We start from the raw sequence: 21731 nt of genomic DNA on the forward strand, positions 1-21731 counted from the left end.
TTAGTAAAAAGTTTTATTAACCTTTAATCCCAGCTCTTCAAAAATAGGAATTATTTCATTAATATTTTCCACGCTTAGGAAAACATACTTGTCTTCACTGAAATTCATTCCTCTTGTTTTAAAAAAAGAAAAAGGTTCATCATTTCTACCAAATATACTTTCGGGTTCTCCAAAAATTAAATTTCCAAAAAAATTACCATTCATTTCGGCATTAATTTGAGTGATTTCTTCAAGTTTTTCCTCTTTTTTAATATTTTGGGTTGGATTTTTTTGCAATAATAATTCTTTGGTTTGTTATTAAATAGTAATCATTTTTTAAATTAAAATACTTTAAAATCCATCTGAAAATGGCTACATAGAAACCCACACAAAACATTACAATTCCAAAAATGAAAACAGGAAATTTATTAAGAAGAAAAAAAAGAGAAACTACTAAATAAAAAACTGAAAAGACAATTCTCAGCTTTTCGATTGTATTAAAAAAGAAACTCTTCCTGGGAAGAATTTCTTTCAAAATTATTTCGTTATTGTTTAAAATCATTTTAATTTGCTACATCACTGATGAATTTTATTCTCAGCATTCTTACTTCTTCATCAGAAAGCTCATCTCCGAATTCATCTAACAAAACCTTCATGCTGTCACTTTCAGATTCTGTCATGAATTCCATGAAACCGTCTACAATATCTTCATCAAAATTATCTTCAATATAATAATCAATATTTAATTTAGTCCCCTGATAGACAACACTTTCCATTTCCTTTAAAAGTTCGTCCATAGAAAGGTTTTTGGCTCTTGCGATGTCTTCAAGATCAATTTTCTTATCAGTGCTTTGAATAATGAAAACTTTATGGCTGGATTTGTTCGCCACCTGTTTCAAGACCATGTCCTGAGTTCGTTCAATATTGTTATCTTCAACATATTTCCCGATAAAATCAGCGAATTCCTTACCATATTTTTTGGCTTTTCCTTCCCCTACACCATAGATTTTCGCAATTTCTTCAACCGTAATCGGATACTGGGCCGTCATATCTTCCAAACTTGGGTCCATAAATACGGTGTATGGCGGAATTCCGTGCTTTTTAGCCACTTTTTTACGCAAATCTTTCAATAACGTAAATAAATTCTGGTCTAAACCAGCCGACTGCATCTGCACCTGATCACTCTCAGCTTTAGCCTGAGTAAGATCGAACTCTCTGTCTTCGGCAATCAGGAAAGAATGTTCCAGTTTCCCATCTAAAACCAGCCTGCCTTTTTCAGCAATTTTCAGGACACCGTATGTTTCAATATCTTTCTGTAAGAAATTCTGAACCGTTGCCTGTCTCAAAATGGTTTTCCAGTGGTTATCCTTCTCTTCTTTTCCAAACCCGAAGTAAGAAGATTGTTCTAATTTATAGGATTTTGTAACTGCGTTTTCTTTTCCTGTGATCACGGAGATCAGGTCTTTTGATTTGAATTTTTCTCCGGTATCTCTTATCAGTTCAAGAACTTTCTTCAGATCATCCGTAGCATCTTTTAATTTTGGCGGATTGGATGAATTGTCACACATTTTTGCGCCATCACCATGTATAGGGTCAAAATTTTCCCCGAAATAATACAGAATATACTGTCTCCTGCTCATTGAAGTTTCGGCGTAGCCCACCACCTCATTCAAAAGCTGCAGCCCGATTTCTCTTTCGGAAACAGGTTTTTGAGCTAGGAATTTTTCTAATTTTTCGATGTCTTTGGGGTCATAGAAGGCCAGACAATGCCCTTCCCCACCATCACGACCTGCACGTCCGGTTTCCTGATAATAGCTTTCCAGAGATTTTGGGAAGTCATAATGGATGACAAAACGTACATCCGGCTTGTCGATCCCCATACCAAACGCGATGGTTGCGACAATAACATCCACTTCCTCCATCAAAAACTTATCCTGATTGGCCACCCTCACCTTTTGGTCAAGGCCCGCGTGGTACGGTAATGCATTAATTCCGTTTACCTGCAAGAGCTGGGCAAATTCTTCTACCTTTCTTCGGCTTAAGCAGTACACAATACCGGACTTTGTTTTATTTTGATTAATAAATCTTACAATTTCCTTATCAACATTTATTTTTGGTCTTACCTCATAATAAAGGTTTGGTCTGTTGAAGCTTTCTTTAAAAACCAACGCATTGATCATCCCTAAAGTTTTCTGGATATCATCCTGAACTTTAGGAGTTGCTGTTGCCGTAAGTGCTATTACCGGCACATCGGCGATTTTATCGATAATTGATTTCAAATTCCTGTATTCGGGTCTGAAATCGTGTCCCCATTCTGAAATACAATGCGCTTCGTCAATAGCAAAGAAAGAAATTTTCACCTCTTTTAAAAAATCCAGATAATCTTCCTTAATCAACGATTCTGGTGCTACGTACAAAAGTTTTGTCTTACCGCTTTTAATATCGTCAAAAACCTGTTTGGTCTGCGTTTTATTTAATGATGAATTTAAAACGTGTGCCACCCCGTCATCAGATGAAAGGCCGTTCACAGCATCTACCTGATTTTTCATTAACGCTATTAATGGTGAAACCACTATTGCCGTTCCTTCGGAAATAAGTGCAGGAAGCTGATAGCATAAGGATTTTCCTCCACCTGTCGGCATCAAGACAAATATATCCTTCCCATCGAGCAGGTTTTCTATAATCTGTTCCTGTTGTCCCTTAAAAGTAGAAAACCCGAAATATTTTTTCAACTCGCCTGATAAATTGGCTTTTTTTGCGCTCATCTAATTTTATTGCTAAATTTGCATCTAACCCAAAGTTATAACTTTTTTGCTTAAAACAAAAGCGAACGAATTTATTAAAAATAAAATTTATATTAAATATCCTTTTTAAAATATAACATTTTTTAAGAGATTTTTTGTATAGCCCTAAGATTAAAATGGAAAAAGCCAATATTATTTCAATTGCGAAAACCACTTTAGAAATAGAAATTTCGGAACTTGAAAAACTTAAGAACAGACTTGATGACGATTTTGTGAAAGCTATAGAAGTCATACACGCTGCACAGGGAAAGCTTATTGTGGTGGGAATCGGGAAATCGGCGCATGTGGGGAATAAAATTGTTGCTACGCTAAATTCCACGGGAACACCTTCACAGTTCCTTCACGCATCGGAAGCTATTCATGGAGACTTGGGTGTAATTCAGAAGCAGGATGTTGTTCTGTGCATTTCAAATTCCGGAAATTCGCCTGAAATTGTAAACCTTGTTCCTTATCTTAAAGATTATTCTTCCGCATTAATCGGGATGACCGGAAATAAATCAAGCAAACTGGCAGAATATTCTGATATTATTCTCGATACTCATGTAGATATGGAAGCCTGCCCGAATAAACTGGCACCTACAAGCTCTACAACCCTTCAAATGGCTTTGGGAGATGCTCTCGCGATTTCTTTGATGGAAATAAATGATTTCAAAGCTAATGATTTTGCAAAATTCCATCCGGGAGGAAGCTTAGGAAAAAATTTAATCTCAAAAGTAGATGATTTCCTGTCTTCCCAGAAGCCTCATGTTACGGAAAATGATACTGTAAAAGATGTTATCATTTCCATCAGCGGCTCAAGACACGGAATTACAGTGGTGACCAATGAGAATGAGATTATCGGTGTTATCACTGATGGAGATTTAAGAAGAATGCTAATGAAAGGTGATGATATTTCTAAAGTTTTGGCGAAAGATATTATGTCTGCGAATCCAAAAACGATAGAAAGAACAGCCCTTGCAAAAGAAGCCATGAAAATTTTAAAGGAAAACAACATCGGGCAGCTGATTGTAACGGAAAACGGAAAATATTTCGGGATTATTGATCTTCATAAGCTGCTGGACGAAGGGATAAACTAAGCCGGAAGGCTGAGGCTGGAGGCTGGAAGATGATTCAGAATATTTAATTGCTGAATTGCTGGAATAAATAATCACAATATTTTTAAACTTCCATCTTCTCTCTCCCAACTTCCATCTTTAACAAAATATTTCATAAATTTGAAGCCTAAAAATTTTATTCTGTGAGTGATGCAAAAGACATGTCTTTTTGGGGACATATTGGGGAACTAAGAGGCCATCTTATCCGCTCGATTATTGCCATTATAATTGCTGCAGTAGTTATTGGTTTCAATATCAACTGGATTATGGATCACATCTTTTTCGGGCCCACGAGAAATGATTTTCCGACCTTTGAGCTTGTCAATCACTTTTCAAAATTAATCTTGGGAGAAGACAGCATCCATCTTCCTAAAGACTTTCCCGTGCGTGCGAGCAAGCTTTACCAGCAGTTTAATGTGATGATGGCGGTTTCTATTTTTGGCGGAATCGTGGCTGCATTTCCTTATCTTGTCTGGGAATTGTGGAGATTCATCAGCCCTGCCCTGCATCCGAAAGAAAGAAAAAACTCAATATTTATCATTAATTCGGTTTGGATTTTATTTATGACCGGAGTTTTATGCGGATATTTTTTAATACTTCCTTTTGCAGTAAACTTTGGAGTTATCTTTAAAATCTCTGATATCATCATTCCGCTTTACGATCTGAGTGATTATACTACTTTATTCTTGCAGGTTGTCCTGGGAATGGGTGTTATTTTCCTTTTTCCGGTACTTATTTACTTCCTTACCACCATTGGAATTTTAACTCCAATGTTTATGCGAACTTACCGTCGCCACGCTATTGTGCTTATTATGGTAGTGGCAGCAATCATTACTCCTGCGGATGTTTTGAGTATGCTGATGGCGGCTTTCCCATTGCTTTTATTGTATGAATTCAGTATCCTGATGTGTTCTTATACCTACAAAAAAGTTCAGAAAGCGGCTGGTAATTTACCGGTTGTTCAGAAATAACTAATCTAATTTTAAAATATATTCCCGGGGATTTTTTCTTCGGGATTTTTTGTGCTATTTTATTATGTGGAAAAGCTGTATTGTTTTATTTGAAGCTTTTTCCCGCTTTCCGCACTCGCTATTTTTCAGGTTTCGGCGGCTTCGCCGCCGAAACCTGAAAAATGAGCTCAAACAATTTCTGCAATCGGGGCTAAGAAATGAGCCCGTTAAGCTCTTATAATTTTGTTCATAGTGATATTTTGACTTAAAAAATCCTGTAACAAAAAATCATTTCTTTCGTCTAATCGAAAAAAGGATTATTTACATTTATTTAATCTTATTTATTTTTAATTTAGAAGCTTATATTAATTCAATGAAAAAATTATCATATACCCTTTTGTTTGCCTCAGGCCTGGCTTTTGGACAGTTTTTCGAACAGAATAAAACGTATTCAAAACAAGACACTCTGAAAGGTTGCAACACTTCATTCAGAAATTTCTGGGATGTAAAGAAATATGACCTTTCCGTAGAACCTGATTTTGCCCAAAAAAGCATTAAAGGAAATAATAAAATAAGTTTCGAAATCATAAAAGATGTTACCAATCCTACTTTTCAGATTGATCTTCAGCAGCCGATGAAAGCGGATAAAGTGGAAGCCAATTTTCCTGTTGCTGAATATAATCAGGATGGCGATTTCATCTGGATTAAAACCAATAAAAGTTTTAAAAAAGGAGAAAAATATACTATTGATGTCACCTATTCCGGAAACCCGACAATTGCTAAAAATGCACCCTGGGAAGGGGGATGGGTCTTTGCTCAGGATGAAAAGGGAAATCCGTGGATGAGTGCTGCTGATGAGGGAATCGGGGCTTCCATCTGGCTTCCGACAAAAGATATCTGGAGTGATGAGCCTGATAACGGTGTGGTAATGAAAATTATTACTCCAAAAGATCTCATTGGTGTAGGAAACGGAAGATTAATTGATAAAAAAGCCGCAGGTGATAAAATGGCTTATACATGGGAGGTTAAAAACCCGATCAATGCCTATTCCATCATCCCGAATATTGGAAAATATGTAAATTTTAAAGATACATTTAAAGGAGAAAAAGGAAGTCTGGACTTAGATTACTGGGTACTTGATTATAATTTAGATAAAGCTAAAAAACAGTTTCAGCAGGTAAAACCAATGCTTTCCGCCTTTGAATATTGGTTTGGACCCTATCCTTTCTACGAAGATTCATACAAATTGGTAGAATCTCCCTATCTGGGCATGGAGCATCAGAGCAATGTTGCCTACGGAAACAAATACATGAACGGTTATCTGGGTAAAGATCTGTCGGGAACGGGAGTCGGGCTCAATTGGGACTACATCATCGTTCATGAAAGCGGCCATGAATGGTTTGCTAACAACATTACAGCAAAAGATCAGGCCGACATGTGGGTTCATGAAGGATTCACCATGTATTCTGAGGTGCTTTTCACCGAAAAATATATGGATAAAAAATCTGCTAATATCTATGCTGTAGGTATTAGAAATGCAATCGCAAATGATGTCCCTATCATCGGAAAATATGGTGTAAGGAATGAAGGCAGCGGCGATATGTATCCAAAAGGTGCAAGCATGCTTCACACGATCCGGCAGGTTATAAATAATGATGAAAAATTCAGGCAGATTTTAAGAGGGCTGGGTAAAGATTTTTATCATCAGACGGTAACCAGCGAGCAGGTTGAAAATTATATCTCAAAAAAATCCAGAATTGATTTTTCAAGTGTGTTCAATCAATATTTAAGATCTACAAAAGTTCCTGTTTTGGAATATTTTCAGAAAGGAGAAGAGCTGAAATTCCGTTATGCAAATACGATAAAAGGCTTTAAGCTTCCCATCAGAATAGATGCTGAACAGACCATCAATCCTACAGAACAATGGCAGACCATAAAGCTTAAGAAAGGAAATCCTGTAAAATTCAATGATGCTTATTACATTGAATATAATAAGGTACAGTAAATAAATTTTAACAGTTGTACAAAAAGGCCGCCTCTAAACAAGAGACGGCCTTTTCTTTATAACCCGTTTAATTAATATGTTAATTTATAAGAAGCAGCAGCATCAAGGTTAGTTCCCATAACTACTTTTTCGCTCATTAGCTTGTCATCTACAAAGATTTTTACAGTCATCACTGATGCAGGAGTCGTTCCTGTTGCTTTAAGGTCTATTGAGGCTGTAGCTGTATTTCCCGCAGGAGCCATAGTCTGATATTCTTTCATAAATACAGGAACTCCTGTAGTAACAGCCTTATTTGACAGATCTACGATATCGTAATACGTACCTCCCGTGATCGTACCCCCTAAATTAATTTCAGCTTTATAGATAATCTTGTGTGCCACCGAAGGCGTCACATCTCTGTCATCATCACATGATAAAGTAGTTGTAAATAAAGCGCCCGCTAAAACGGCAGTCATAGCACCCCTAAAAAGTTTTGAGTTTAAAAAATTTTGTCTCATAATTTATATTTTTCACAAAGAAACAAAACATTAAACGTTTATTTTACATTTTAAAAATATTTATGATTTTAGCGAAATTATCTTAATTTATTGTAAAATTCCCATTGCACAAATTTTTATCTTGTCTATATGCCATATTTTTAAATAAATTTTACAATAATTAGTTTTTAAATTAAAAAACTTCATTATTTGATTCTTAAAAATTTTTAATAAATAAAAATTATGTTAAATAAATAATATATTTTGCATCCATGTGTAACAAATTCATTTTAGCAGCAACTACTTAATTATAATTTAAACTCAATGAAAAAAATAGCAATAAGTTTGGGTGTCTTAACTGCATTTTTGGTTAATGCACAATCCATTAAAACAACCATTGATCTTGTGAATGTAAAAGATGATAAGGTTGCTGTAACAATGGAGTTCCCTAAAATGAAATCGGGAGATGTAAAGTTTCATTTTCCTAAAACGGTGCCGGGAACTTATTCGGTAGATGATTACGGAAGATTCGTAGAAGGCATCAAATTTTTTGATAATAAAGGAAAGGAACTGGCTTTCACAAAAGTAGGTGATAATACTTATACCCTTAAAAACGCTCAGAATTTATCCAAAGTAACTTATCTGGTTAATGACAGCTTCGATGAAGAAATGGATTCTTCAAAACATAAGGCTGTTTTTTCACCTTCAGGAACAGATATTGAAGCCGGGAAAATTTATATGATCAATACCCACGGTTTCGTCGGATATATTGATAATATGCAGGATGTTCCGTATCAGCTTATAATTCAGAAGCCTAATGATTTTTATGGCACAACCGCTTTGGTAGACCAAGACAAATCTGAATCCACAGATACTTTCACCCTTGCAAACTATGCTAAGGTGACTGATTCTCCGCTGATGTACACAAAACCGGATTATATTACCTTCAATGCAGGCGGAATGGACCTTGTTTTGGGTGTTTATTCTCCGACAGGGAAATATAAAGCTTCCGATTTTAAAGATAACTTAGAAAAAATGGTGATGGCCCAGAAGAAATTTTTGGGTGATATGAATACCAATAAAAAATATGCGATCATGCTTTACCTTTCCGGAGGTGATGGCCCTGAAATCAAAGGTTTCGGAGCATTGGAACATCATGAATCCACCAGCGTGGTTTTGCCTGAAATGATGCCTAAGGAAGCCATTGATAAAACCATTACAGACGTAGTTTCCCATGAGTTTTTCCATACCGTAAATCCTTTGAAAACGCATTCTGAAGAAATTCATTATTTCGATTATGCAGATCCGAAAATGTCTCAGCACCTTTGGATGTATGAAGGCGGAACGGAATATTTTGCCAATTTATTCCAGATTCAGGAGGGTTTGATTACTAAAGATGAGTTCCTTCAAAGAATTAACGAAAAAATTACCAATTCCAAGAATTACAACGATACCATGCCGTTCACGGTGATGAGTAAAAATATCCTGAAAGACGAATATAAAGACCAGTACAGAAACGTATATGAAAAAGGTACGCTTTTGACCATGTGTCTTGATATTGAGCTTAGAAAATTATCAAACGGTGAAATGGGTTACCGCGATATGATCAGAAAGCTGTCTCAGAGATTTGGTGAAAATAAGCCTTTCAAGGATGATAAGCTGATTGATGAGTTGGTAACCATTACAGGATATCCTCAGGTGAAAGATTTCTACAATAAATATATTGCAGGAAGCCAACCGACACCGTATGCTGAATACCTGAACCAAGTGGGTGTAGAAGTGAAAAAACAGGAAACACCACCTATTTTCTGGTTTATTAAAGATCCACAGCAGACAGGTTATAATGATAAAAATAACACCTTTATATTTGATGAAAGCTCAGCTTTATCACCATTTGCAAAAAGTGTAGGATTCAAAATTACAGACGAAATTGTAGCGCTTGACGGTAAAACAATCAATGTTCAAAATATCCAGGATTTCATTGGTTATGCTAAAACTATTAAGGAAGGACAGAACGTAACGCTTACTGTTCTTAGAAAAAACGGAGGAAAATCCGAGAAAATTGATCTTAAAGGGAAAGCTATTCTTGATAAAATGACAGTGGAAACCCTTAGCTACAAAGCAAATCCGAGCCCGGCAGAACTGAAGCTTCAAACTCAGTGGCTGACTGGAAAGAAATAAATTTTAATTACATTTAATAATCAAGCGGGGAAATTTTTCTCCGCTTTTATTTTTAAACTTACGCTTTTTTAATTGTAATTCTGAAAGTCGTTCCCTTTCCTACTTCGGTCTGGGAGATTTTAATGTCTCCATTATGATATTCCTGCACTACCCTTTTGGCTAATGACAAACCCAGTCCCCAGCCTCTTTTTTTGGTTGAATATCCCGGCTTGAAGGCATTTGCAGCCTGCTGTTTCGTCATTCCGCTTCCTGTATCTTGTACTTCAACCACAATATTTTTATTTCTTTCAAAAACTGACATGGAAATAGAACCCTCTCCTTTCATAGCATCCACCGCATTCTTCACCAGGTTTTCAATTACCCAGCTCATCAGAATTTTGTTGTGCGGAACGGCGATATCATAATTCGGGAGGTGTAATCCGAAATTTATTTTCCTTGAAATTCTTGTTTTTAGATAATCATAATTTTCCTGAATGGTAGCATTAAAATCCATATCATTAAGCTCCGGAACCGATCCTATTTTAGAAAACCGTTCAGAAATGGTTCTGAGTCTTTCAATGTCTTTTTCAATCTCGCGAACTCCTTCGGAATTAGGATCATCCAGCTTCATAATTTCCATCCAGCCGATCATTGATGATAATGGAGTTCCAATTTGGTGCGCTGTTTCTTTTGCCAACCCAGCCCACAAATAACCTTCATCTGTTTTCTTAATTGTCCTGAAAAACCAAAAAGAAAATCCAAAATATGAAAGAATAAAAAACCCTAAAATATAAGGGGAGTATTGAAGATTATTTAATAATTCTGAATTATCATAATATACAAATTGATTGTTTCCATTTGGGACTTTAATTTCTATGGGAGGATAGCTTTTGCCCATTTTCTTAGCCAATATTACAATTTGCTCAGAATTATTCTCAATATCTTGTGGAATATTTTTATGTACCATAATCTGATTATTTTTATCTAAAATAATCAGGGGGATAGTGGTATTTGAACTATAAATTTGAAGGAGTAAAGCCTGAACCTCCAGATTAGGATTGGATACTTCCTGTTGAAACTTCAGGGCACTTACCAAAATATCCACCCTTTTGATCTCTTCTTTACGTAAAAAATTAATCAAAATAGTAGATGCAATAACGATGGTAAGTACTACGATCGTCATTAAGGTAAAAATGATCCAGTTATTCAATCTGGCGAATATGGATTTTCTCAAAGCATTTTTATTTTAAAACATTCAGTATTTTCTGCAGCTCTGCGCTTCCGCTTCCCTGATAATTGTTGATAATAATTGAAAATACATATTTTTTACCATCCTTTGAGGTATGATATCCTGCAAAAGATTTCGTATCTCTCATGGTTCCGCTTTTCATCTTCATGCCGTTGTCCTGCGTGGGAAACCCATCATGATAAGATTCAAACCACGGTTGTTTTTTTGCATACAGCAAAGCCTGAACCTGAGCTTTTGCCGAAACATAATTTTGGGGTGAAAGTCCGCTTCCATCAGCGAAATTGATCATATTAGCGTTGATTCCCTTTGACTTCCAGAATTCTTTCAGGAAAGCAATTCCACTTTTGAAGCTTGGATTTCCTTTTTTCTCCTTTCCTAATGTTTTGATTAAAGTTTCACCGTAAAGGTTAACGCTTTTTCTTAAAAACCAGTACACTATTTTATCTAAAGACGGCGACTCATACGTAAGAATTACATTTTCTTTTGGAGCTTCCAATGGCTTTTTTCCATCAATTTCCAATTGGGAATTCGTAATCACATTTCCGGAAAAATCTATTCCTGATTCCTTCAGCCACTGTCTCACTTCTACCCCCAGCTGCAACGGCGGATTAGGTGTAGATCCGGAAACGGTAACTGTTTTTGAAGGTAAAGTTCCGTTGATCAGCGCTACATTGGAATGTGGAGCTGTAAAAATCAGGCTTTGGTCTGAATTTCCGCCTTCTTTAAGGTCATTCAGCCATTTTACTCCTTCCAGAGGATAGGAAAAGCTTTGAAATGCAGTTCCGTTTATATTGATATCAAACTGATTTTCACGCCAGTTGATTCCCCAGACCCCTGCTCCGTAATAATTCCCGAGATCATCCCATGGCCAGCCACCAGGAATAGTCTGATGATCAAAATAAGAGTCATCAATAATCAGGTCACCGGAAATTTTTGTGATTCCGGATTTTTTTATGGCTTCAATTAATTTTTGTTTAAAATTCTCGGGTTTATAGGCATCATAACGCCAGCTTCCTAAAGTAGGATCACCATTTGAGCTGATGAAAAGGTTTCCATTCAAATTGCCCCCGGAAATGTTACCGGAATAGCTTGAAGTTGTTTTAAAAGTATAGTCTTTACCTAATGTTTCCAGCGCCGCAGCAGCAGTAAATATTTTCTGTGTGGAGGCTGTTGAAAGTCCTTTATTTCCCTGATACTCGTAAATAAAATTTCCATTTTCATCAGAAACATAAAAAGAAAGGCCTGAAGATATTGCTCCCGAAGAATTCATAAGGTTTTTTGTGGCTGCATCGAGCTTCTGAGCAATATTCTGAGCCAAAATGATTTGCGTTGAAAGCGTGAGAATTGCTAATATTTTTCTCATTGCATTTGTTTTTCTAAGCTTAATTGTTACTAATAAAAATTCTGTTCATAATTTCAGAAAGTTTGATGTTTGAGATGCATCTACAGGCTCAGCATGACATCTCTAATACTAATTGTAGTAGCGTTAAGCTTAAACGGTGTCATGCTGAGCCTGTAGAAGCATCTTTTAAATTAAATATGACTCAAAAAATCACATTCTTTAATTCAAATATAATTAAAATAAAATTACAATCTGGAACCTGTTTCAATCTCGTAAGGCTCTTTATCTTTCTCAAAAATTCTTGTAGATTCGGTTCCTTCAACGGTAATTCTATCCCCGATTCTTCTGATCCAGTTTCCTTCCCGAAGCCCGACCACTTTGATATTATTTTGGGTTAAGAATTCCTTTATTCTGGTTTCTCTTGTTTCCCCGTTATGCTTTAAATCCGGATTTGGATCTAAATAATGCGGATTTATATTGAACGGAACCAATCCCATACAGTCAAAGCTTGGCGGATAAACAATGGGCATATCATTCGTAGTTTTCATATTTTGGCCGCCGATATTACTTCCCGCACTGCATCCCAGGTAAGGTTTTCCGCTTTCTATATTTTGTTTTAAAACGGACATCAGATTCTCCTCATGCAGCGTTTTTACCAGTAAGAAGGTATTTCCGCCTCCTGTAAAGTAACCTTTTGCATTGTTTAACGCATCAGTTTTATTCTCAAATTCATGCAGTCCTTTTACTTTGATATTAACTGTTTCAAAGAAAGAACGGGCTTTTGAAGTATAGTCTTCATGAGAAATTCCGCCGGGTCTGGCAAACGGAATAAAAATAATCTCGTCGATTCCTTCATACAATTCGATTAATTCTTCTCTTAAATATTCTAAATATTCTCCTCCAAAAAGTGTCGATGTGGAAGCCAGGATGATATTCATATAATGACATTAATTACAATAGTTGATTACAAATATAAATCAAACCACAACGATTCAAAAATTAAGCTAAAAAAAAGATGATTCCGTTAATATTTTCAAAAAAAACTTAAAGGTTCTAAAATTTACAATTTTGTGGAATTATTATTGAATTTTAAAAACTAATTAATTGAAAAATGTAAGAATATGAAAATGACTAAAATTAATATCAAAAACCTTTTTTTAGGTTTATTATTGATAGGAGGCGCAGGTTTTGTAAGCGCACAGACAACGCAGACGGACAGCGCAAATACACAGGCCGCTACAGCTCAGGCAGGTAATCCGGCCATAGAAAACCTTAAAAAACAAATTGCAGCCAATCCTAAAGATACAGATGCATTAGCAAAATTAGCAACCGCTTATCAGGAAGCTTCTGACTGGACGAATGCAATCAATACATGGAAACAAATTTCGGTTTTATTACCGGATTGGGCACCATCTTACTACAGCCAGGCGTACGCTTATCAATCTGCAAAGGATGATGCAAATGCAAAAATGGCTTACGAAAAATATATTGCTACCGTAAAGCCGGAAGAGGTGGAGCAGAATAAGAAAAATCTGGCTTATGCCTATTTTTATATCGCTTTTGCGGAACAGACCACTGATCCGAATAAAGCAAAAGAGCACATTGCTAAATCATTACAGTATGATCCTACCAATCAGGATGCTGTAAAACTTAGCCAGGCTTTAAAAAATTCATAGTGAAAAAGTGAAATCCGGAAAATTTTTCCGGATTTTGTTTTTTTGATTATTTTGATTTTAACGCAAAGCCCACAAGGTTTTTTTGACTGCCAACTTTCTTAAAGTTCACAAAGACGTTATACTCAGCTAAGTTTACAACAACTTCAAATTTTAAGCATTTTAATTAATTTTCTTTCCGAAGAAATCTGTTTCTCCGTGTAAATGACGGATAATCTTTTCAATATTCCTGTTGATGCTTTGCTCGGTTTTTAAATTGTTGATATATCGGATTAATTCTAATCTTCTTGAAGGAATTAGCTGATCGAAATTACTTGATGCAACAGGACTTTCCCTTATCGCTTTTTCTAATTGGGGATGAATGGAAATTGTACGGTCGGAGTCATCAAATTCAACAAATACTTCAATGATTTCCCCAATTCTTTTCGGAGAGTTATCAAGCATTGTAAGGTTAATATACAGCCTCCACTCGCCTAAATATTTCATTAAATTTTGCTGGAATTCTTTACCATTTACTGTTCCTTTCACAGGAATAGGGCTTTTGCTTTTTCCTGCTTTTTCGAAAATCTGGTTTAAAATTTTCTCAGGAACAAAAACAAAAGGATTAATACCTATGATTTCCAGCTTTGCGGTGAAATGGTTGTTTTGCATGATAACAAAGTTAATATTTTTGAAGAAAGTGAAGATAGGTTGTTTTATGCCTTTTTTAAACTACCCCGTCTTTTTGCTGCGCAAAAATCCACCCCTTCAGGGAAGGGGAATTTTTTACTTTGCTAATACTAACTATCACTTTTCCTTTAAATTAAACCCTAAACCCTAAACCCTAAACCCTAAACCCTAAACCCTAAACCCTAAACAAAATTAATTTCCCACTCAAAACTGGAATGATTATCTTTGCATGAAATAAATCTAAAACAAATGAAATTTTTTATTGACACGGCTAATTTAGAGCAAATCAGAGAAGCAAAAGATCTTGGAATTCTTGATGGGGTAACTACAAACCCTTCATTAATGGCAAAAGAGGGAATTCAGGGGGCTGAAGCTATCAAAAACCATTACAAGGCAATTTGCGACATCGTAGACGGAGATATTTCTGCGGAAGTACTTTCTACAACTTACGAAGAGATGATCAAAGAAGGTGATGAATTGGCAGCGATCCACCCGAATATCGTGGTAAAAATCCCGATGATCAAGGACGGAATCAAAGCTTTAAAATATTTTTCAGATAAAGGAATCAAAACGAACTGTACATTGATTTTCTCTGCAGGGCAAGCGCTTCTGGCAGCGAAAGCGGGTGCAACTTATGTTTCTCCTTTCCTTGGAAGACTGGATGATATTTCTACAGACGGTTTAAATTTAATCCAGGAAATCAGATTGATTTTTGATAACTATATGTATGAAACTGAGATTTTAGCGGCTTCTATCCGTCACTCCATGCATATCATAGACTGTGCGAAGATTGGTGCTGATGTTATTACATCACCGCTTCCTCCGATCTTGAGCTTATTAAAACACCCACTTACAGACAACGGTTTGGCTCAGTTTATTGCTGATTCTCAAAAATTAGCTTAACCACTGAATCCAATTAAAATAAATTTCGGCGCGGAAACTTCGTTTCCGCGCCGAAATTGTTAATTATCAATATTTTTCACCACTTTACAGGGATTTCCTACTGCAACTGTATTGTCAGGAATATCTTTGGTAACAATACTTCCGGCACCGATAACTGTATTATTCCCGATTGTAACTCCCGGAAGCACAACAACATTGCCACCAAACCAGACATTATCCCCCACTTTGACAGGATGTGCGTATTCAAGGCCTTCATTTCTTTGTTTTACATCCAAAGGATGGCCCGCGGTATAAAAGCTGCAATTCGGGCCAATAAAGACATTATCCCCAAAAATCACTTTTGCACAATCTAAAACAACAAGGTTGTGGTTTGCATAGAAGTTTTCTCCCACTTCAATATTGTATCCGTAATCGCACCAGAAGCTGGGTTCGATGTAAACGTTCTGTCTAGTTTTACCTAAAATCTTTTTAATTAAATTTTGCCTTCCTTCCAGGTATGAATTTTTTAGCTGATTATAATCCTGACAAAGATCTTTAACAGCTATCCGTTCATTGATTAATTGCTGGTCATAATTGGCGTTATACAGAAGGCCTTTCTCGCATTTTTCCTTTTCTGTCATATCTTAGATTTTGGTGTTTTAGCGTGTATTTTTAGTTTAAATATAAAAAAGCAGAACGAAATTACTTCATTCTGCTTACATTAAAAAAAATTACGTTTGCTTATTTTGTAAGATCCGGTTCAATCGGATTATTATTTTTAGCTAAAGTTTCCTTTGTTCTTTTTTCCATTTCCCTGAACACCTGATTCGGGTCTGAGATTTCTTTTCCGTCGGATGTTCTTACTTTGAAAGCTACCCTGTTATTGCCGTCGCCGCCGTTTCTCATCATCATTTCTCTCATATTTTTAGACGGATCATTTACATACGCTTTCCATACTTTTTTAAACTGATCTTTTGTAACTTCTATTTCTTTTCCTCCAATACCCATTATTCTTACATTTCCCGGCATATCCATTTCAGCTGCAGCAACGGGGGCTTCAATTTTTTTATTTCCGACCAAAGTCATGATGTGTGAACCGGTAGTATCTTCCAGTTTTACAATAAGTCCCGGAAGGCCGTAGAATTTATAAGGACCGTCCTGAAAAGGAATATCTGTGCTGAACCAGGCGATCCATTCTCTTCCGCCGTAAGTGGATGTTGCTTTTTGTGCATTATATTCCCCGATTTTTTGTTTTTCCGGAAGAATTTTCCATTCCGGTTTTTGATCTTCTTTTACTTTATACTGATCTGTTGAAACCCTTGTAAAAAGGTAAGTTTTAAAATCAGGATAGGATTTTGTAACCTTGTATGAAACTTGTCCGGGATTTTCTCTTCTTGAAATATTGATGCTTCCAGTACCACCTTTTATTTGTTTCTGAACATCCGCCATTGCAGTGGAATCTGCCACAAACTTGTCTCTGCTGTAGTAATTGGATCCGTTCTTATCAATATCCAACAGCATCATTTCTTTTTTAACATCCGCTTTATCATTCGAATTGGGAATGTATCTGTAATCGTAAAAGAATCTGTTTACCTGTGCATTGGCAAATGCGCCTAAAAGCAAAAAAAATAAAATAATATTTTTCATAATTGTATTTAAAAAGAAGCTTTGTCAGTAATGAATTTAAGGTTTTAAGTTTAAAAACTTTAGTTTTACTGACAAAGCCGGTTGGAACTTTATTTTTTAGTTTCTATTCTTATTTCTCCGGAGCTGTTTCCGTCCGTTGATCTTTTGTTGACGTTCATATTTTTGATTTTGCCCGGATCCAAAGCGTCAATATCCTGTTTTGTAACTTCTTTTCCGTCGATATAGAATTTTATATTGCTCATATCACCTGAAAACTTCTTCAATCCAGAACCTGCTACAATTCTTGCATTGTTGTCCATTTTCATCACACGCACATTATTGAATTTCATCGGCTCGCTGCTCCTGTTGTTGAACATATATACTCTTCTGTCTCCGTCCAGCACTCTTCTTTCTGCTTCCAGTTTTGCCCTTTCCCCTTCCAGCTTGGCTCTTTTTTCTTCCAGCCTTGCTCTTTCTTTGTCGAGTTTTGCTCTTTTTTTAGCTGTGGATGCAGATTCTTTGGCTCTTTCTGCAGATCTGAATACCATATCCGATTCCGGCGACCATCTCCTGTCCTGGTTATCACGGAAAGTATACACTTTTACTTTTGGCGGAATTGGTGCGTTAGGAGGGGTTGGAACATCGTGGAACTCAAAGTTCATTTCGGGAATTTCCGGCATTTCGAATTTCATGTTTTCGATTTCCTTTATTTTATCCTTCCATTCTTTAGAGTCAAAATATTCCATGGCATTTACGTCTTTGCCGTCCATTCTGATCACCATTGCCCTTTTAAGAAAATCTTCAGAGCTGGCAATTTTACCGATTTCTCCAGATAATTTTCCTATTTCTTCCAGATTTTTATTGTATTCCGGGCTTTCCGGCTTCAGGTTTTTCAGTGTTGATGTTTTCTCCTGAATTTTTTTGCTGAGATCAGCTATTTTTTTGTCTTCATCAAACTTTTTATAAACTCTGGGAGCAACAACTGCATCATTATGCGATACTTTTGGAGTAATTGTGTCTTTTTTAATAATAATTTTATCTTCTTTTTTGATCTGAGAAACCGCTTTCTCTATTTCTATATTCGTTGCTTTTATTTCCTGATTTTTAGCATTTACTAAGTAAGCGAACGCTACTGAAAATACAACCGGCAATGCAAAAATTCTACGCGCATATCCGAATTTGGTTTTAGGTTTTTGTAACATTTTGAGTCGTTTTTTTAGATTTGAACTTAAGAACGGACTGGTCGCAGGCAACTGTGTTCCGGAAAAGTGGCTTGCTAAAAGCATCTGCGCAAATGCTTTTGTGTCCGATTGTTTTACGGCTTTTTTATCAGCCAGATATTCGTGGATTAAACTAATTTCTTTTTTAATGATATGAAAAAAAGGATTGAACCAGAAAACCGAGGTAATGATCTCTATGAAGATCTTGTCAAAGGAATGTTTCTGCTCAATATGCACCATTTCATGCTTCAAGATCTGCTTTCCGATTTCTGAATTCAGTGTGATGGAATTCTTCCAGAAGAGATTTTTAAAGTAAGAAAAAGGAGCTTCGTTCAGGTTTGTATGGTAAAAATTAATACCATCAAAACTTTCTTTCTGAAACTGATTTTTAATTTGCTGGATTCTGAAAATCCCATAGATAAACCTTCCTAAAAAATAGAAAGAAACCAGTCCCAAAGCTGAAAAAATAATTCTAAAATAAGTGTGGTCATTGTTTAAGTTTTTAGTGGAGTTAAAATTCTGTACCTTATCTATTAATGTATAAATATCATTGCTTACTTCTATGGTAAAATCTTCAATATTTACCAGAGGGAGCAGCAAGGAGATCAGCATCGCAGACAAAAGATAAAATCTGTTGTAGTGATGAAATGTCTTGTCTTTAAGAGACAACTGATAATACAAAAACATTACACCGGAGCATAAAATTACTTTTCCGAAGTATAGAAGTACAGTTTCCATAACTAGTTTTTCTTTTTGAGTTCGTCCAATAGCATTTCAAGGTCTTCCACCGTCATCTCATTCTTTTCTACAAGGAATGAAACGGCGCTTTTGTAAGAGCCTTTAAAATAATTTTTCACAAGACTTTTCATTGTTTTCCCGGAATACTGCTCTTTTGTAACCAGCGGGAAATATTCATGCTGTCTTCCGTACACATTATAGTCTACGAATTCTTTTTCTTTTAAAACCTTTAAAATAGTTGAAACCGTATTGGTGTGCGGTTTTGGTTCGGGAAATAGGTCCAGAATGTCTTTCAGAAATCCTTTTTCCAGTTTCCATAAATATTGCATTACCTGCTCTTCTGCTTTCGTTAATGTCTGAATCTTCATATCCCCGTTTTTTTATAGTAAAGTGGTTTTAATCTTAATAAAATTAATATCACTATGAAATTAGTTATACAAATGTAGAAATAAATTTATTTAAAACAACTATTTTTTTAGTGATAAAGACTTAATAAACATAAATAATTGATAATCAATAGAATAAATTTTATTAAAATTTGTTAAATTTTTAATCTCATCTATTTAAAGGCTGTTTAATTAACAGAAAAATCTCCGGATTAAACAAAAATTCTTAAAACTTGTTAAATTTTATTAAATAAAATTAAAATGAATTTGTTTAAAACGAGAAAATATATTTATTTTAGTGCTTTAAAAATTTCTCATGAAAAGATATAATTTATTAATTGTACTATTACTACTTATTTTTAACCTTACTACAGCTCAGAAGAAGGGTTCTCCGGCGGCAGATTTCAGTGCGGTAAGAGAGGCTAAGACAAAAATTGAAAATACAGTTCCTCTGGTTATAAAACATCTGCAGGAAATCAGCAATAAGGAAAACGACCCGAATATTCTTGCCAACGGTAAAACAGCATTGGCAAAAGAATACGGAAAAGTAGAGCTGGAATGGAGACTCTACAGAGGAAATATGAACAGCTGCATCCTGAACAACTCTTCCAAAAAAGCAAAAAAATGCATGGAATATCACAATACCATGTTCAGAGATACAATGATAAACTACAATAATTATATCACAAACCTTACCAGAAAGAACGGATATCTTGGGGTAGAAAGTGATACAAAATTTGAACTAAACCCTGCTGAAGTGGCTACAAAACTAAGCGAATCTTATTTTAACGCCAGCGACGCATCTGGAAGAATGAAAGGAACCCAGAAAAAGGATTTCCTGGGGCAGACAATGGCAGATGATTATGCATTGACGCCTTACAACCAACTGGCACAATAATTATTTTTTAAATTAAATGATACCGAATCCTGCTTTTTTATAAGGCGGGATTTTTTTTATAAAAAAATTAAATCATTCTGTCCAAAAACAAAAATTCAATTGTCATTAAAGTAGAAACAATAAAAAAATAAATAGTATGACACCAAGAATTAATTTATTCGAAAAAGGAAAAAAAGCAATCACCCCAATTTTTGGAATTAACCAATACCTCAAACATTCTACCATCGACAGGCATTTGATGGAACTCATCGATTTCAGAATTTCACAGATCAACCAATGTTCATACTGCCTTGATATGCATTCAAAAGAGCTTCGTGCAATGGGCGAAACAGAACAGCGCCTTTATGGACTCAGCGCCTGGAGAGAAACTCCTTATTTCACAGAAAAAGAAAGAGCCGCGCTGGAATATGCCGAAGCTGTAAATACCTTCCATGTCTCAGATGAAATCTATGAAAATACAAAAAATCATTTTTCAGAAGAAGAAATCATCGATCTTACCATGGTTGTAAATGCCATCAATATCTGGAACAGATTTAACATCGCTTTCCGACAGGTTCCGGGAGATTACAAAGTGGGAATGTTTGGATAGAACAGGTTGTAGAATGCTTTAATAGAAAGAGGGTCTTATCAGATTCTCTTTTTTTATGCTAAATAATTCACACTCACTTTCCGATGGCACAATACATGATAGATCTATTAAAATCAACAAAAAATAAATACCATGTTTAAAAAAGGAGATGCCGTAAGATGGCGGTTTAGCAATGGAGAAACTCACGGAGTGATCACAAAAATACACACTAAAGATTTTGTTTTTATGAACAGGCAGCGCCGCGCCTCTGAAACAGAACCGCAATACGAAGTAATTAGCGAAAAAACCGGAAAATCAGCAGTACACAAAGCCTCTGCACTGAAGAAAATGTAAAAGCCACAAATTACTTGTGGCTTGCTTACTATTTTGACCCTTTAAAATCATTTTATTTTGTCGTAGATCATTTTGGTGACAATTGCCCCAAAAAGATAATAGGCTACAGTCATTACTTTCTTTTGTGTTGTTTCTGCAACCGGTTTATCATCAAGCCCCATTTTTTCAGGAAGAGCTACCGCCCCCAATCCCATCATCAAACCGGATGCGATATTAAAACCGCTGGTCGCTGTTGTAGCATAATACATTCCGTTTCCTATCACATCTCCCGCCAGTGTTGCGGCATACAGCTGATCGTGATTTGTAATTTTCATATCCACTTTATCCAAAGCTTTGTTAAGTGCTTCCTCTCCCACTTTATTTACTTCAGGGACATTATCAAAATTTCTTCTTACGACTTCGTGAAGCAGGTTCAGCGCAATGGCACCTCCAAGACCTGCGAGAATTTTCTTGTACATAATAGTATGATTTAAGTTGGTGTTTAATAAGCAAATCTCTGCATAAATTGAGCCATTTAAACTTAAATCAATTAATTCACAATAGGGAGAATAAAAAAGAGAATCACAAAAATTGTAATTCTCTTTTAAAATAGTAGCGGGAACCGGACTCGAACCGATGACCTTCGGGTTATGAGCCCGACGAGCTACCTACTGCTCCA

General features: G+C 35.8%; 21 protein-coding genes. 9 read left to right on the plus strand and 12 right to left on the minus strand.

Going from position 1 to position 21731, the window contains the following annotated elements; genetic code table 11:
- Complete coding sequence (locus H560_RS0120180; RefSeq protein ID WP_027381649.1) at nt 1–276, minus strand: hypothetical protein; 276 nt, start codon at nt 274–276, stop codon at nt 1–3.
- A gap of 266 nt (nt 277–542) precedes the next feature.
- On the minus strand, nt 543–2744 hold the full coding sequence (recQ, locus tag H560_RS0120190; RefSeq protein WP_027381651.1) for a DNA helicase RecQ: 2202 nt from the start codon (nt 2742–2744) through the stop codon (nt 543–545).
- A 155-nt stretch (nt 2745–2899) separates the two neighbouring features.
- On the opposite strand from recQ, the gene H560_RS0120195 reads away from it, so the two are divergent.
- The 3 genes from H560_RS0120195 to H560_RS0120205 all read left to right on the plus strand — a co-directional run bounded on the left by H560_RS0120195 (nt 2900) and on the right by H560_RS0120205 (nt 6832).
- On the plus strand, nt 2900–3859 hold the full coding sequence (locus H560_RS0120195; RefSeq protein WP_027381652.1) for a KpsF/GutQ family sugar-phosphate isomerase: 960 nt from the start codon (nt 2900–2902) through the stop codon (nt 3857–3859).
- A gap of 161 nt (nt 3860–4020) precedes the next feature.
- Nucleotides 4021–4848 (plus strand): twin-arginine translocase subunit TatC, encoded by an 828-nt coding sequence (gene tatC / locus H560_RS0120200; protein WP_027381653.1) that lies wholly within the window; start codon nt 4021–4023, stop codon nt 4846–4848.
- A 352-nt stretch (nt 4849–5200) separates the two neighbouring features.
- Nucleotides 5201–6832, plus strand: coding sequence for a M1 family metallopeptidase (locus H560_RS0120205; RefSeq protein ID WP_027381654.1), 1632 nt, complete (start codon nt 5201–5203; stop codon nt 6830–6832).
- A gap of 71 nt (nt 6833–6903) precedes the next feature.
- On the opposite strand, the gene H560_RS0120210 is transcribed toward H560_RS0120205, so the two are convergent.
- Complete coding sequence (locus H560_RS0120210) at nt 6904–7329, minus strand: hypothetical protein (protein WP_027381655.1); 426 nt, start codon at nt 7327–7329, stop codon at nt 6904–6906.
- Between the two features lie 303 nt (nt 7330–7632).
- On the opposite strand from H560_RS0120210, the gene H560_RS0120215 reads away from it, so the two are divergent.
- Nucleotides 7633–9489, plus strand: coding sequence for a M61 family metallopeptidase (locus H560_RS0120215; RefSeq protein WP_027381656.1), 1857 nt, complete (start codon nt 7633–7635; stop codon nt 9487–9489).
- 58 nt (nt 9490–9547) lie between these two features.
- On the opposite strand, the gene H560_RS0120220 is transcribed toward H560_RS0120215, so the two are convergent.
- The 3 genes from H560_RS0120220 to pepE form a co-directional block, all read right to left on the minus strand.
- Nucleotides 9548–10702 carry a sensor histidine kinase gene (locus tag H560_RS0120220; protein ID WP_027381657.1) on the minus strand — a complete coding sequence of 385 codons (1155 nt, stop codon included), beginning with the start codon at nt 10700–10702 and terminating at the stop codon, nt 9548–9550.
- Nucleotides 10703–10709: 7 nt separating this feature from the next.
- Entirely contained in the window at nt 10710–12080 is a 1371-nt protein-coding gene (gene dacB / locus H560_RS0120225) for a D-alanyl-D-alanine carboxypeptidase/D-alanyl-D-alanine endopeptidase (RefSeq protein ID WP_027381658.1), read from the minus strand.
- 224 nt (nt 12081–12304) lie between these two features.
- The gene (pepE, locus tag H560_RS0120230) at nt 12305–12997 is read right to left on the minus strand and encodes a dipeptidase PepE (RefSeq protein WP_027381659.1); all 693 of its coding nucleotides are present in this window, start codon (nt 12995–12997) and stop codon (nt 12305–12307) included.
- Nucleotides 12998–13180: 183 nt separating this feature from the next.
- On the opposite strand from pepE, the gene H560_RS0120235 reads away from it, so the two are divergent.
- Nucleotides 13181–13735, plus strand: coding sequence for a tetratricopeptide repeat protein (locus H560_RS0120235; RefSeq protein WP_027381660.1), 555 nt, complete (start codon nt 13181–13183; stop codon nt 13733–13735).
- 159 nt (nt 13736–13894) lie between these two features.
- Here the strand turns inward: H560_RS0120235 and H560_RS0120240 are convergent, their stop codons facing one another.
- Nucleotides 13895–14383, minus strand: coding sequence for a YdeI/OmpD-associated family protein (locus H560_RS0120240; protein ID WP_027381661.1), 489 nt, complete (start codon nt 14381–14383; stop codon nt 13895–13897).
- Between the two features lie 267 nt (nt 14384–14650).
- On the opposite strand from H560_RS0120240, the gene fsa reads away from it, so the two are divergent.
- A complete protein-coding gene (fsa, locus tag H560_RS0120250) occupies nt 14651–15304 on the plus strand; it encodes a fructose-6-phosphate aldolase (RefSeq protein WP_027381662.1) in 654 nt (217 codons plus the stop codon).
- Between the two features lie 59 nt (nt 15305–15363).
- On the opposite strand, the gene H560_RS0120255 is transcribed toward fsa, so the two are convergent.
- The 4 genes from H560_RS0120255 to H560_RS0120270 form a co-directional block, all read right to left on the minus strand.
- Entirely contained in the window at nt 15364–15924 is a 561-nt protein-coding gene (locus H560_RS0120255) for a sugar O-acetyltransferase (protein ID WP_027381663.1), read from the minus strand.
- Nucleotides 15925–16024: 100 nt separating this feature from the next.
- A complete protein-coding gene (locus H560_RS0120260) occupies nt 16025–16930 on the minus strand; it encodes a GLPGLI family protein (RefSeq protein ID WP_027381664.1) in 906 nt (301 codons plus the stop codon).
- Nucleotides 16931–17019: 89 nt separating this feature from the next.
- Nucleotides 17020–18867, minus strand: coding sequence for a M56 family metallopeptidase (locus H560_RS0120265; RefSeq protein WP_027381665.1), 1848 nt, complete (start codon nt 18865–18867; stop codon nt 17020–17022).
- Between the two features lie 2 nt (nt 18868–18869).
- Nucleotides 18870–19235 (minus strand): BlaI/MecI/CopY family transcriptional regulator, encoded by a 366-nt coding sequence (locus H560_RS0120270; RefSeq protein ID WP_027381666.1) that lies wholly within the window; start codon nt 19233–19235, stop codon nt 18870–18872.
- Between the two features lie 334 nt (nt 19236–19569).
- Between H560_RS0120270 and H560_RS0120275 the strand changes: the two genes are divergently transcribed.
- The 3 genes from H560_RS0120275 to H560_RS0120285 all read left to right on the plus strand — a co-directional run bounded on the left by H560_RS0120275 (nt 19570) and on the right by H560_RS0120285 (nt 21073).
- Nucleotides 19570–20151, plus strand: coding sequence for a hypothetical protein (locus H560_RS0120275; RefSeq protein WP_027381667.1), 582 nt, complete (start codon nt 19570–19572; stop codon nt 20149–20151).
- Between the two features lie 136 nt (nt 20152–20287).
- Nucleotides 20288–20740, plus strand: a complete 453-nt coding sequence (locus H560_RS0120280) for a carboxymuconolactone decarboxylase family protein (protein WP_027381668.1) — start codon at nt 20288–20290, stop codon at nt 20738–20740.
- A 132-nt stretch (nt 20741–20872) separates the two neighbouring features.
- Nucleotides 20873–21073 carry a hypervirulence associated TUDOR domain-containing protein gene (locus H560_RS0120285; RefSeq protein ID WP_228372513.1) on the plus strand — a complete coding sequence of 67 codons (201 nt, stop codon included), beginning with the start codon at nt 20873–20875 and terminating at the stop codon, nt 21071–21073.
- 47 nt (nt 21074–21120) lie between these two features.
- On the opposite strand, the gene H560_RS0120290 is transcribed toward H560_RS0120285, so the two are convergent.
- On the minus strand, nt 21121–21531 hold the full coding sequence (locus tag H560_RS0120290; protein ID WP_034753401.1) for a hypothetical protein: 411 nt from the start codon (nt 21529–21531) through the stop codon (nt 21121–21123).
- Nucleotides 21532–21731: the final 200 nt, after the last annotated feature.

Origin of the sequence: Chryseobacterium daeguense DSM 19388, from assembly GCF_000430825.1 — a bacterium.
GTDB classification, from domain to species: Bacteria; Bacteroidota; Bacteroidia; order Flavobacteriales; family Weeksellaceae; genus Chryseobacterium; species Chryseobacterium daeguense.

Excerpts from the sequence above, each read along its gene's own strand:
- H560_RS0120260 (WP_027381664.1), bottom strand. The coding sequence starts at position 16,930 with ATGAAAAATATTATTTTATTTTTTTTGCTTTTAGGCGCATTTGCCAAT.
- H560_RS0120290 (WP_034753401.1), bottom strand. The coding sequence starts at position 21,531 with ATGTACAAGAAAATTCTCGCAGGTCTTGGAGGTGCCATTGCGCTGAAC.
- dacB (WP_027381658.1), bottom strand. The coding sequence starts at position 12,080 with ATGAGAAAAATATTAGCAATTCTCACGCTTTCAACGCAAATCATTTTG.
- H560_RS0120255 (WP_027381663.1), bottom strand. The coding sequence starts at position 15,924 with ATGACAGAAAAGGAAAAATGCGAGAAAGGCCTTCTGTATAACGCCAAT.
- H560_RS0120265 (WP_027381665.1), bottom strand. The coding sequence starts at position 18,867 with ATGGAAACTGTACTTCTATACTTCGGAAAAGTAATTTTATGCTCCGGT.
- H560_RS0120215 (WP_027381656.1), top strand. The coding sequence starts at position 7,633 with ATGAAAAAAATAGCAATAAGTTTGGGTGTCTTAACTGCATTTTTGGTT.
- H560_RS0120235 (WP_027381660.1), top strand. The coding sequence starts at position 13,181 with ATGAAAATGACTAAAATTAATATCAAAAACCTTTTTTTAGGTTTATTA.
- H560_RS0120205 (WP_027381654.1), top strand. The coding sequence starts at position 5,201 with ATGAAAAAATTATCATATACCCTTTTGTTTGCCTCAGGCCTGGCTTTT.
- H560_RS0120210 (WP_027381655.1), bottom strand. The coding sequence starts at position 7,329 with ATGAGACAAAATTTTTTAAACTCAAAACTTTTTAGGGGTGCTATGACT.
- H560_RS0120195 (WP_027381652.1), top strand. The coding sequence starts at position 2,900 with ATGGAAAAAGCCAATATTATTTCAATTGCGAAAACCACTTTAGAAATA.
- H560_RS0120275 (WP_027381667.1), top strand. The coding sequence starts at position 19,570 with ATGAAAAGATATAATTTATTAATTGTACTATTACTACTTATTTTTAAC.
- H560_RS0120270 (WP_027381666.1), bottom strand. The coding sequence starts at position 19,235 with ATGAAGATTCAGACATTAACGAAAGCAGAAGAGCAGGTAATGCAATAT.
- fsa (WP_027381662.1), top strand. The coding sequence starts at position 14,651 with ATGAAATTTTTTATTGACACGGCTAATTTAGAGCAAATCAGAGAAGCA.
- H560_RS0120240 (WP_027381661.1), bottom strand. The coding sequence starts at position 14,383 with ATGCAAAACAACCATTTCACCGCAAAGCTGGAAATCATAGGTATTAAT.
- recQ (WP_027381651.1), bottom strand. The coding sequence starts at position 2,744 with ATGAGCGCAAAAAAAGCCAATTTATCAGGCGAGTTGAAAAAATATTTC.
- pepE (WP_027381659.1), bottom strand. The coding sequence starts at position 12,997 with ATGAATATCATCCTGGCTTCCACATCGACACTTTTTGGAGGAGAATAT.
- H560_RS0120285 (WP_228372513.1), top strand. The coding sequence starts at position 20,873 with ATGTTTAAAAAAGGAGATGCCGTAAGATGGCGGTTTAGCAATGGAGAA.
- H560_RS0120280 (WP_027381668.1), top strand. The coding sequence starts at position 20,288 with ATGACACCAAGAATTAATTTATTCGAAAAAGGAAAAAAAGCAATCACC.